This is a genomic window from Polaribacter septentrionalilitoris (assembly GCF_009832745.1).
Lineage (GTDB): Bacteria > Bacteroidota > Bacteroidia > Flavobacteriales > Flavobacteriaceae > Polaribacter > Polaribacter septentrionalilitoris.
Genome location: NZ_VRMJ01000046.1, coordinates 83495 through 96536 on the forward strand (window position 1 = coordinate 83495; position 13042 = coordinate 96536).

At 32.8% G+C, this 13042-nt stretch carries 5 protein-coding genes; 1 reads left to right on the forward strand and 4 read right to left on the reverse strand.

Going from position 1 to position 13042, the window contains the following annotated elements:
* Window positions 1–69: 69 nt before the first annotated feature.
* From FP421_RS14445 to FP421_RS14460, 4 genes are all read right to left on the reverse strand, one after another.
* Window positions 70–2058 (reverse strand): T9SS type A sorting domain-containing protein, encoded by a 1989-nt coding sequence (locus tag FP421_RS14445; protein ID WP_159951829.1) that lies wholly within the window; start codon window positions 2056–2058, stop codon window positions 70–72.
* A 456-nt stretch (window positions 2059–2514) separates the two neighbouring features.
* Window positions 2515–5733, reverse strand: a complete 3219-nt coding sequence (locus FP421_RS14450; protein WP_159951830.1) for a BNR-4 repeat-containing protein — start codon at window positions 5731–5733, stop codon at window positions 2515–2517.
* A 19-nt stretch (window positions 5734–5752) separates the two neighbouring features.
* Window positions 5753–8221 (reverse strand): BNR-4 repeat-containing protein, encoded by a 2469-nt coding sequence (locus FP421_RS14455; RefSeq protein ID WP_159951831.1) that lies wholly within the window; start codon window positions 8219–8221, stop codon window positions 5753–5755.
* Between the two features lie 110 nt (window positions 8222–8331).
* Entirely contained in the window at window positions 8332–11790 is a 3459-nt protein-coding gene (locus FP421_RS14460) for a glycosyl hydrolase (RefSeq protein ID WP_159951832.1), read from the reverse strand.
* A gap of 291 nt (window positions 11791–12081) precedes the next feature.
* Between FP421_RS14460 and FP421_RS14465 the strand changes: the two genes are divergently transcribed.
* Window positions 12082–13014 carry a hypothetical protein gene (locus FP421_RS14465; protein ID WP_159951833.1) on the forward strand — a complete coding sequence of 311 codons (933 nt, stop codon included), beginning with the start codon at window positions 12082–12084 and terminating at the stop codon, window positions 13012–13014.
* Window positions 13015–13042: the final 28 nt, after the last annotated feature.

The window sequence follows — 13042 nt, forward strand, 5'->3', positions numbered from 1 at the left end:
TAAAAAAGAAAAAGCCAAAAGAAACATACTATTCTTTTGGCTTTGTATAATTTAATGTTATCAAAAGTTTTATTGAATAATTAATTTAGTATGATATATTTTATCATCATTAGTAACAGCTTTTACCATATATAAACCTGGAGCAAACTGACTATTATTATTAATTTCTAAATTTCCATTTAGTGTTATTCCTCTGTAAACAGTTTTTCCTAAAGTATTATAAATAATAATATCTGCTTTTGGCATATTACTTAATGAAATTGTAAATACATCTTTTGCAGGATTTGGATAAACTCTTAAAGAAGTTACATTTAATGCATTATCATCAACACTTAAGGATTGACTAGTTGGTATCGTTTCCCAATGACTTCTTGTATCATTTTCAATAGCCACAATATTAGTAACACTACCGTCTTCTTCATGATATAAAAATTTTCCATTATTTCTAGCTTCAATTCTATATATATTTTCTGTTCCAGTTTCATGTATCGTCCAGATTTTATCTGTGTCAGGAGCCGGAGCTGCTTTTGATGTACTAACCACACCACCAGTTCCTAAAGCACGAATTATCCCAAAGGATTCACTATCTATATTAAAAAAACTTCCAGATTTAACAAAGGTCCAATGTGTGTTTGTAGCTTCCCCTGAATCTGTCATAGTAACCGCTGTTGCACTTGTACCAGCATCAGTTAAAAATTGACCTGTGGCAACATTTCTTAATCTGAAAACATCATCAGATGGCGTAAAAGTATCTCCAGTGTCTTTTACTTCAACTTTTTCATATGTTGTATTTGCCCATCTAAACTGAGCTCTACCTCCTTTTACTCTATATGCTCCATATCTTATTCCCGATTCTAAACCTCTTTCTGGTGAAGGAATATTATAATTAAAAGCTTCGCCTCCAATTATTGCATCACAATAATGTATTTTCTTTGTTGCATCATTTGGATCTTGCCTAAAACCTACTTCCATTTGAAAGTCAACTTCTTCATTTTTATTTACTCTTTTTAGAAAAACTACTTCTCTACCACTACCTTCACCACCACGTTCTAAAATACGTTCAGCATATATATCAAAAGCTACTTGTTTGCCAGCGTTAATTCCATCTCCATAAACAGGGTGTGCTCTATATAAAAGAATTGCAGGATCATTAGAACCTCCACCACCTGAGTGTTTTCCTTTGGCTTGTGCTAAATAACTTCCGTTTTGACTAAAAGAACCTCCATCACCTACTTCTAAAATTCTAAAAACCCCTTTGAATCTTACGTAAGTTCCAACACCAGTTTCTCCAGCTCTAGGCAAAGAACGTTCTATTCGTGGTTGTAATCTAGTTCCATCCCAATGGTTAGAACCATCAGTAATATTATAAACACCCCAAGTTTTACCGTTAACATTACTTTCTGAATAGTCTGAGTAACAACTTCTATCATCTGCTGTACCTACATTTACAGAATTTTGTAAATCTACATTTCTAGTATTGTCATTTTGGAATTCACCCGAAGATGGACAAGTTAAATCTGTGCTAGTATCTTCATCAGGTGCAATTTCTACAGGAGTTTGCACATAAGGGATTAGTTTCCAATTGCTTCTATCATCTGTATCTGAAGCCACAGCATGAGTTACTGTTCCATTCTCCTCATGGTACATAAATCTTCCTGAAATTCTAGATCCGAATCTGTACGTATCATTAGCACTATTATGATATATTGTCCATGTTTTGTCTGTATCAGAAGCTGGTGATGCTTTAGTTGTACTAACCACTACATAAGCTCCTCCTGGGCCACCTGCTCCTGGTGCACGTAAAATTCCTAAAGTTTCACTATCAATATTATAAAAATTACCACTTTGTACAAATCTAAAATGTGTGTTTGGTTGCTCACCTGAATCTGACATGGTAACTGCAGAAGCACTTGCACCTGCATCTGTTAAGTATTTACCTGTAGCAACATTTTGCAATCTAAAAACATCACCAGATGGTGGTGCATCTTGTGCAATTGTAGAAAAAAAACTTAACGCAAAAACGATAAGTAATATTGATTTAAAAGTATTGTTTATCATTACTTTTTTAAAATTTAGTTTATTTTGGTCAGACACCAATCTTGTAAAGTTGTTTTATTCATACTAGTTTACCATCCTGAACTATGCTGAATTACCATAAATTTGATAAAAAAACAGAGATAATCCCTTTTTTTTACCTCTTTACTATTCTGAATTTAAAACTTTTCTACTTAATAATTAGTTTCGTATAAAACACCTTATTATCTCCTGATAATACTTTTATGAGATGAACGCCATTTGTAAATTTCAATATTTTTTATCATGGACTATTTATGCTCATATTGTATAGGACAGTTCTAAAATATTGGAAAATTAAATAAGTAAAGTATTCTGTAGTGTACTAATAGTAATGCCAACCCTATAGTTGTAATTTTACAAAAATCAAAAAAAACAAGGGAGTCCTTGTTTTTTTTTGATTTAATAATTCTTATAGCTTATTGGTTTTATGATAATTAACTATTTTATAATTAACTTAGAATAAAATGCTTTATTTCCTTTTGAAATAGCTCTTACTAAATAAACACCTTTTGCAAATCTAGCGCTATCTATTTTTAGAACAGTATTTACAGAAGAGTTTTGGTAAACTTGTTTTCCTAAGATATTATAAATTTCAAGATTTTTAATAGTATCTGCATTTTGGAATTTTATGGTAAATTCTCCATATGAAGGATTAGGGTAAATTCGCATAGAAGATTCTAATAATTTTTCATTTGACACACTTAATGGTTGACTCGTAGGTAATACCTGCCATTTGCTTCTTGCATCTGTATCAGGAACTGAAGTTGTAATAACGTTTCCATCCTCTCCATAATATAAAAAACGACCGCTAGCACCTGCTTCAAATCGATAAGTTTTATCAGTTTCATTATAATGGGATGTCCATACTTTATCTGCATCTGCTGCTGGTGAGGATTTTGTAGTACTTACAACGAAGTAAGCACCAGCTACAAAACCACCACCTGTAGCTCGTAAAATACCAGTGTTCATATTATCTATATTCACAAAATTTGTTGCTGGAACTTCTGTTATTTCCCATCTTGTAGCATTATCTCCAGCTTCATTATGCATTACAACTGGTAGCGCACTTCCTCCACCTTCACCTAGAAATTTGCCTGTTGCCAAATTTCTAAACCAGAAAATATTATCTGATCCTTCGTTTCCTCCTCCAGTATCACCCCCACCACTAGTGACGTTTCCAATTTTCATCCTATCAAAATTAAAACCACCTACTTCTCCAACAATTCTAATTTTTTGTACTCCTTTTTGAAGTGTTATTGTTGTTTTGGTAGATAAAAATCTAGTCAGATTTGGAGTTTTAGTAAGGGTAACTGACTTCAACAGTGTTGACCCTTTCATAATTTTTAGCTTTCTACCTGTTGAGGGAGTAGCTGCAAAGATTTCTAATGGATAAGTACCATCTTTAGTAACATTGATGGTGTACTCTGCATAATCGTTAGTTGCCCAAGAGTTTAGATAAAATACAGAATTACTCCAACGTGTTACATTTACACCTTTTTTTGTAGTATAATGTTCTGCTTCTATTTCTGTAGGAATTTGATGTGTTTTTGCTTTTACGGTTATAGTTTTTGATACTTGGGCTGAAGTAAAGTATTCGTTTCCTGTATCTGAAACAGTTACTGTTGCTGTTCCTGCTCCTAATAGATGCCTTACATTATTGCTCCATACAATTACTACTTGATTGTTGGGTGCAACAAATCGTAATTTTGCATCTGGGTTATTACTTGAAGCTACTAGCTTAAAAGCAGGATCTCCTGAAGTAGCTGTTGGAATATCTTGTAAGGAAATTACCTGTTTTCTTTTCGGTACAGTAAGTTCATAACCTACAATTGGTGCTGCATTATATGTTGCATTACCTACTTGTAAGGCATTAATAGTTGTTTTTCCTGCTCGCTTAACTTGTAGTTTACCATTTACAATTACAGCAACATCTGTATCTGAACTTTCATAAGTGACAGGTAAACCAGAAGTAGCTGTAGCATTAAGGGTTTCTTCTGGACTTCCCCAAACATAATTTTTATTTGATGTATTAAAACTAATTGTTTGATTAGTTTTTGATGTATTTGCATTGATAACTAAAGTCTGTGATACTTCTGGTGCACTATCATAATTGCCATTTCCTGGTTGACTTGCAATAATATTACAAGTTCCAACTCCCATTATCTTAACTTTATTACCATCTACAATACGTGCAATATTGGTGTCTGATGAACGATATAACACTGGTAAATTTGAACTTGCAGTAGCTGCTAAGGTAAAATCTGCATCACTTTCTATTTTTGATGGAATTGCACTAAAATTTATGGTCTGTGGTGTATATTCTTCTTTTTCTAATTTAAACACATAACAATGAACAGGAATTTCTGGGCTATTCTTTATTTCGCTAAATACTACTGCTATATAACCATCATCCAAAATGGTTATGCTTTTTCTTACAGTTAAGCCTATACTTCTTCTAAAATCTTCACGCCAATCATAAGTTCCTGCTAATGTGCTTCTCACAATAAAATTACCTCCTGAAATAGAAAATTTATACATTCTTTTACCATAAAAAACACCTAAAGAACCTTTGTTTCTATCTTCTGTAAACTCTGTTTCACCTGATTTTCTAAGATGATTATAAGGGCTAGTTCCTTTTGGGTTGATGTACGTATAGATATCATTTTTAGGAGAAATTGCCAATTGTGGCCCACCTGCCCAACCTGCGTTATCAGGCACACTTCTAGGATTTGCTATTAAAAAAGGAGCGTGATCTGTAATTGGTAAATCGTAGCTTTTACCATCAACAGTCGTTGCTTTACTATCCATCCTTTCCCCAAGCTCCATTACATGTACACCTTCACCTAATCGAGTAGGCGATTCTGCCCACCTAGGAGAGTATACGTAATAAAATTTTCCATTTATAAGCTTTGCTTCACCATAAGCAAAATGTCTTTCTCCTTGAGAAACTGACGCTCCTCTACCTCTAATAATGGTTTTTTCTGGAGACCAAGTATTTCCATTATAATATGTCATAATGATATCTCCTCCAACAGCGGAACCTAAACGTCTTTCAAAATACATCTCTCCTTTATCATTATTAAATAAGTCTGGATAAGTAACCCCGGTTACTTTTTTTCCGGGAATTAGATAATTTTGTTGTGGTAAAAAGTTTTCTGCTGTAAAATCACTATCGGGTGCATACGCAATATTCTTCTTTGATCTTATGTAGTTTAAATCTTCATTATGATGATCAAACATTAAATGTACTGTTCCATCTATTGGACTAATTCCAACATTTGTAGTTAAATGTGTATCTCCTTTACCACCCACTAAACTCATTTTAGCAGGAAGAGCTACATGAACCCAAGTACTTTCTCCTATTTTTTTTCTGGAAATCATTAAAGTACGATCTGCCCAACCACCTCTATACCACGTATAAAAAACATAACCTTTGGACACTTTCATACAGTTTCCATGGGGATTTATAGTTCTTGCATAGTGGAAAGGTTTTGGATCATCTGCTTTCCAGAAATAAAGTGCTTTATCGGTTATTTTTGAGCTTTCTAAAAAAGTAACTTGAGAATTAACCTTCTGGATAAGTAGACTACATATTGTAAATAATAACAATATCAATCGATAATGTTTAGTTGATTTTGGCTGTGTAATTGTTTTCATAATTATCTGGGCTTAATTTTTATTTAATGATTAATCTTGAATGAAATGATTTATTATCATCCGATAAAACATTTATAAGATACATTCCTGATGAAAAATTAGTATTGTTTATTTCTAAAGTATTGGTATTTGGTGTATTTTGATACACTCGTTTACCCAACATATTATATATTTCTATCTTTTTTATCTTATTTATGTTTTGTACAGTAATCGTAAAGTTTTCTTTAGCTGGATTTGGATATATCTTTAGAGATGATGTGGTTAATACCTCCTCAGCACTTAATGTTTGACTGGTAGATATGGCTTTCCAAACACTTCTTTGATCTGTTTCTTCAGCAGCAATATTAGTTACATTACCATCTACATTATGATATAGGTATCTTTTATTATCTTTAGATTCAAATCGAAACGTATCATCCGTTTCATTATAATGAACTTGCCAAACTTTGTCAGAATCATTAGCTGGCGAGGCTTTAGCTGTACTTACCACAAAAAATGGTTTCGTTGCATTTTCGAAGCCTGAACCTGGAGCCCTAAGTATGCCAAACGTTTCGCTATCAATATTAAAGTATTCGCCTGCTTTTACAACAGTCCAATGGGTATTTGTTTCTTCTCCAGAATCACTCATTGTTACAGGAACAGCACTTCCGCCTGAATCTGTTAAAAACTTTCCAGTAGCAACATTTTGTAATCTATAGGTATCAAATATTAAATCTGATTTATCTATCTCTATAACTTCTACAGTTACTTCTGAAGAGGTTATACTTTCTCCTCCAGTCTTATAAGCTACAGCCTTTATTTTAAATGTTCCTGTTGAACTTGGTGTCCAATCTAATAAATAGGGTTGTGTTGTATCTTCTTGCAATACGTTATCATCAACCATAAAAGCTACTTTTGTAATTTCTCCTTCGTCTGCAGTTGCATTAGCAAACAATTGAATATTTTCTCCTTCTCTAAAACTTTGATTATCTGATGGTGTTACCAAATTTACAGCAAAAGGTTGTGATCCTGTACTTACGTTTAGATCTATAACTTGTAAATAGGTTGTTCTTACATCATCATTATTATTTGGTTTGGTTTCTAATAAATAATAATACAATTTACCATTAGAAATGTGTACTCTACCTTTGTTAAAAGTTCTACCTGTTGTTTGCTCATAAACTCTAGTAAAATTATTTGTTCCTCCTTCGGTTCTATCAACAAAAGGTCTTCCAGAAGAATTTAAACCGATAACGAAAACATCGTTTCCAGAGGTATAAATATTTGATGCCCCTACAAAATCAGAAGTAATGATAAAATCATCAGAATCATCAAAACTACCAGGTTTATAACTATGGAAGTTTTTAGTAACATTATTTTCTCTATCCTTGACTTTACTAATAATATGAACATCTCCATTATCTGTAACTGTCCAGTTAAATCCACCAACAATATGGACCATGTTTTTTGCCTTAGTTTTTACAGAATCTCCTAACTCAAAAACCAAAGTTTCTTCTGCTTTTACTAATGGGAAAGTTATGGGTTCTCCTTTATGGTTCTTCCATTGAGAAGCACCTGTTGGATCATCAGAATACGCATAGTAAACCCCATTTTGAGCATTATATTTATCAGCTCCATTTCTTAATCTACGTTGAAAACCAATACGTATTTTACCATTTACGTATTTCATACTTCCATAAATACTCCAATCGTGAGTTTCTCCTTTACTTTTTGCACCTAATGCATTGAAGTAGTAAAAATCTCCCCATTTTTTTGCAGCTGCATCGTATTTTATAAAAGCTTGTGCACCATCATGTGAAGTACCATCTCTTGCTGTTAAAAACAGCTCTCCTTCGTTACTTAAAAAGAATTGTGGATAAGTAAACCTATCGTATTTTCTAGGATTTCTAACCCCATCCATAGTAGTGTGTCTATAATCTCCATCAAATGGATCTTTTACAAATTTATCTAACGTAAATTCTTCGTCTGGTAAATCAGCCGCATTTTCTACGGAGTAAGAGTATCTGAAATAATCATTAACAAAAGATCCTCCGTTTGTGTATGCGTGTAAATCGTAAACCATGTGCACAGTTCCGTTAATTGGACTTACTGCAACAGCTATAGTATTATGAGTTTCTCCAATCCACCATCTACCTTTATATCCACTATGTTGATGTGGAAATTCAATAGTTTTCATGGATCCTGTTTCCATATTATAACGTGTTAACATTACATGCCTATCTAGCTTTCCTCCACGATACCAAGTCATAAACACATAATTCTTGTACGTTTTTATACAATCTCCATGAGGTGTTAGCGTTCTACCATAAACAAAATCATATCCAGTCGTTGAATTTCCTGTGTGAGATATAGGAACTTTATTCCCATTAAAGTACATCGCTAAATCAGTTATTTTAACCTCTTTTTCTAAGGTTACTTGAGCTTCTGCTAAAAAAGAAAAAAATAATAGGAGTGTAAAACAAATAGCTTTAAGCAAGGTTTTCTTCATCGTGAAATAATTTTATATAAAAAGTTAAGTAAAATTACTTTTTTATTCAAAAAATTGCATCCTGAACTGTCCTGACGAAATTAACCTTATTCTTTACTATATTAACTCTGTTAATTTTTAAGTATTAAAACTACAGGTCCAATTAAGCCGGATTTTTCCAATTCAGTTTCATTACTTTTTGGACGAGCTGTTGTCCAAGTTTTTTTAGAATTCTTTGGTCTTTTATTGTCGAAAATCAATTGATTGCGCCAAGTATTGGTTACTTTAATTTCCAATTTGTTTTCTCCAACTTGTATTTCGTCTGTAATATCAAACTCAAAAGGTGGTGCCCATTTTACACCCACTTTTTTACCATTACACCATAATTCTGCAATGTTTGCAACTTCTCCTAAATCAATACTCATGAATTCTCCTAACTCTGTGACTTCAAAAATTTTGTTATACGTTATTGTACCTGAGTAATGTTGTATGGCTTCATTTTTCAATTCAGTTAATGATTTTAATTCATCAACAACAATAGACTCTGGAGTATCCCAACCTTTTTCAAAAGATAATTGCCAGTTGTTTTGTAGTGACATTTTTTTAATATCAATTGACTTTACAATTTCTTTTCCATTTTGATGAAAGATATACTCTCCAGATTTTGATGCTTTAACATCATCTTTATCCCAAGATATTTTTGGGTAATCATTTGTTTTATGAATTTGATACCACTCTGTTTTGGCATCTAAAATAGTTTGGTTATTAAAGGTAACTTTTGATGCAAATGGTTTTTTATCACTTTTAGAAAATACAATAATTGCACTTCCATTTTCAGGTAAAGAAACCACAACATTTGTTCTATTAGTTGATGATTTCCAAACTTTAGCATCTTGTTGAATTCCTGTAAACGCATCCCATATTTGTGGGGTTAAATTTTGTATTCTAAAACTTAATGACATATCAACTGGATTTTCTTCTTTAGAAGCTACAAAATAGATATGCGCATCTTTTGTTTCTCTGTGAATCCAATTGATATCTAAATCTTCAGAGACAATTACGTCTTTGGTTATTTTTTCTGCTTGTAAAACTTCATCAATGGTTTTACCCCAATAAACTCGACCTTTTCCAACTTGTTTTACACCGCTTTTGGTGTTATCCCACAGTTCATCAGCAATAAAAAGTAATTCTTTTAAATCATTCTCATTGTCCATTAAACTTGGTGAATCTTTAGGTTTATCACCCAAAATTACTGCCCCATTCATCACTAATTCTTTCAGTTTTTTTGCTGTTGATAGCAGTATACTTTCTGAATCTCTTAATTTGATAATTCGATAATCCCCTCCATTTTCAACATGGATTTTATCTTCTTTAATACTGATTTTTTCTTGTAATATTTCTGCATTTAAATAATCAAATCTATATCCTTTTGGGAATTCATCTAAATCAAATGGTGGACGTTCAAAATGATCTCCATAATACCACAATACATCTGCCACATATTCTCCCTGCTGCAACACATATTGGTTTCTAGATAAATACGCTATCCAATCTGGCATGTACTTCCACCAAGTTTGCTGGCGTACAAAAGGAAAACCAATATTACCCCCAAAACTAGATCCTGGATTTACATCTGTTTGTGGTGTATGAGAAAACGTGTGAAATACCAAGTGATTTACACCTTTTGCAAAATTATAATCGATTAAATATTTTACAGAAAAAGGGTGTTCGTTCCACTTTACACCAACTTGTGTACACGCTTCTGCTGCTAATTTTGGTTTATTATATAAATGTGTAGCTGAAGAAGCGTTGTAAATGGGTTTTGCATATTCATTTTGATCTGATGGTGCTTTTGGATACCAAAATTCGGTCATAGGAATATCACTAACACCATAATAACGCATTGGATCTACAGGCAACACCTCTCCACCAGCACCTTCTGTATACACTTCTGCGCCCATTTCATGCGCAACTGTTGCAAAATGTTTGAAGAAATTATCAATAAAAACTTCATCCATTGTTTGGCGTAGATCTCTTAAAAATTTGGTTGTGGTTGCTGTATTTTCTATAATATAACCCATTGTAGCAGGTAGATATTTTTTTAAACTATATCCTCTTCTTTGCTCAAATTCTTTAAACATATCTTCGGAATTGATTGTCCAAGTAGGCACGTGACTTTCCCAACTATCAATTAATAAACCGTGTAATTTTCCATCTCCAATTGGCCCTCCATCTTTAATAAGATTTCCAATCATACCGTTTTTTAAATGATTTTCTATGGCAATTTTATCTAGTTTACTAGACTCCCAACCTGTAGCTTCTGGCACTGCAGGTTTGTTTGTCAATCGCATATTGATATGTCCAAAACGTACAATTGTCCAATTTCCATTAGGAACATTCCAAGTTAGTTTTCCATCGGTAGATAATTTATCGGTTAAGTTGATGATTGTCTCAGGTTTTATGATCGTATTTTCTGCGTAATTATACTGTACTTCTTTCTTTAAACGTCTCAATACTTTTGCTGCTTTTGCCTCATGATTGTGCAATTTGGGTTTTGCACTTAATCTTATAGATTCTGGAGCAATAGCGTGTTTTCCTAAAAAAGTAAATTTAAATTCAGTAGCTGTTGTTTCTGGAACGGCTAAGGTTAGGTATTTGCGTCTATCATTCCAATTGGCATCTGGTATTTTTAAGGTTGTTATTTCTTGTAGCTTATTATTGATAAGTGCCTCTACTTTAATCGAAACTTCTACTCTTGGATAATTTGTACCTGTAATAATATGGCGCAACTGAGGGAAAACTATAGAACGCAAAGTAATCTCTTTATCAAACGAAGTTTTTACCCAAGTTTGTTGGTTTTTCACTTCAGTAATTCCTACTTTTCTATATTCCTTAAGTGGTTTTTTTAATCGAGTATTTTTTCTGGTAACAATTAATTCTGAATCTGGATTAAAAATATCTTGCCAAGGAACTATCCTATTGTTTGTTTCAATTTTTGATGGATTGTATGGTTTTAAATCATCACCTGCTAAAGTTGGAAAAGCCAGTACCTGAATATCTTTATAATCGTAATCTGGAGTATGGTATAAAGAATCTATCTTTAAACTTTCTTGAAAATGTTTGCCTCCTGAAATATGATACGTAGTTTCTACCACTTCACGTTGCGCCTCATTTGCAGGTACCCAAGGACCACCAGTCATAGACCAACCAGGACAATTTTGCATGGTAAATTTTAACCCTAAACGCTGGCATTCATCCGCAGCAAAACGAATCATATCTTCCCATTCTGGGGATAAAATTTTAATAGGTTTTACATTAGGAAAAGCACGACCTGCTTTGTTAAATAAATGAATTCCTTGTAAACCTGCATCTTTAATGGCTTGCAAATCTCGTTTTAACCCTTCTTTGCTAATATTGTTTCCATTCAAATGAAACCAAGTTTCTGGATGGTATTCTTTTGATGGAGATTTGAAGTTTTGAGATAACTCTTCAAAATTTACAGAAGATTGATTCATTGAAGAATTCTCTTTTCTAGTTTGACAACTTAAAATTAAAAATGGTATAAATAAAACTAGTAATTTGTATTTCATTTTGCTGATTTTATGATATAAATAAACTTGTTTTTTTGTAGACATGTATCCTGTCGTATCAGGTAAAAAAGTCAATAAAAATAAATTAACTGCTTTCAATAATAAATCTATCCTCTTGATTAAAGATTTTAAAACTGGTTGTTATTCTTCAAATCGTTCATTAGTTTATGCTAAAAAAAAGTTAAATGTCTATTATTTCATAATACAACCGCTTCAAACAGCATTCAACAGGATAGTTTAATAAAGTTAGTATGTTATCTTTATTTTATATATCTTATAAGATACATAAATATGAAAAAATCAAAATTAATATTCAAACTTGCTTCAATTACAGCATTAATTATTTTTACGACCTTCTTCTCTTGTTCATCAGAAGAAGAAGCATCTGTGGACTCCCTATTCGAAAACCTACCAGATCCAGACCCAGTTTCAGACCCAGATACTATAGTTATAGCTGCTGATGAAGATACAGGCGATTATACAACATGTAACTCAGATGGTGAAAACGCCACTAGAACATCAAACGATTTACCAAACCCTGTTAATGTGGGTACTATTGACGATAGAACTTGTTATGCCAATTACAAAGAAAGTACTATTGACGGTATTACATGGGGTATATATAATATAACAGCTGACTCCAATAATCAAGATGCCGCAAACACCTTACAACCAAGAATGGAACGCTCATTACCTGTAGCGAACTCGAATGTAGGTTCATCTGTAAAATTTACAGGAGACTTTAGAATATTAGAAGTTGGAGACACAGGTTCTTTTGGTTCTAGTGGAAGTTATATAGCTCAAGCTAAGGGTCAACATACTGGTGGTGGTGGTTCTCCAGATCCTGCGATTTGTTTGTATAGAGCACATCCTGTTTACGGTACTGGGATTAATGCTGATAAGCAAGTTGCTTTTGATATTTATGCAGAACGAATCTTAGTTCGCGGTGGATCAGGCAGTGGAAGAGAAGTTGTTTTTCTAAAACAAGTAAATAAAAATGAAATAACTTCTTTTGTATTAGAAGTAGGTTTTAAAGTAGACCCAAGCGATGCTTCTAAAAAAATACACTATTGTAATGCCATAATTGGTGGTGAAGCATTTAATTGGAATATTCCTGATCCTGAAAGAGGCACACAATCAAAAATTAGATATGGCGCATATCGTATTAAAGGTGGTAGAGCACAAATTAGATGGGCAAATACTACACATGAAAGAATTCAATAGTAATAAAAATTATTGACTCTCATACCAA

What these genes read in the sequence shown, in the direction of transcription:
- FP421_RS14445 (WP_159951829.1), bottom strand. Translation starts at nt 2,058, where the DNA reads ATGATAAACAATACTTTTAAATCAATATTACTTATCGTTTTTGCGTTA.
- FP421_RS14450 (WP_159951830.1), bottom strand. Translation starts at nt 5,733, where the DNA reads ATGAAAACAATTACACAGCCAAAATCAACTAAACATTATCGATTGATA.
- FP421_RS14455 (WP_159951831.1), bottom strand. Translation starts at nt 8,221, where the DNA reads ATGAAGAAAACCTTGCTTAAAGCTATTTGTTTTACACTCCTATTATTT.
- FP421_RS14460 (WP_159951832.1), bottom strand. Translation starts at nt 11,790, where the DNA reads ATGAAATACAAATTACTAGTTTTATTTATACCATTTTTAATTTTAAGT.
- FP421_RS14465 (WP_159951833.1), top strand. Translation starts at nt 12,082, where the DNA reads ATGAAAAAATCAAAATTAATATTCAAACTTGCTTCAATTACAGCATTA.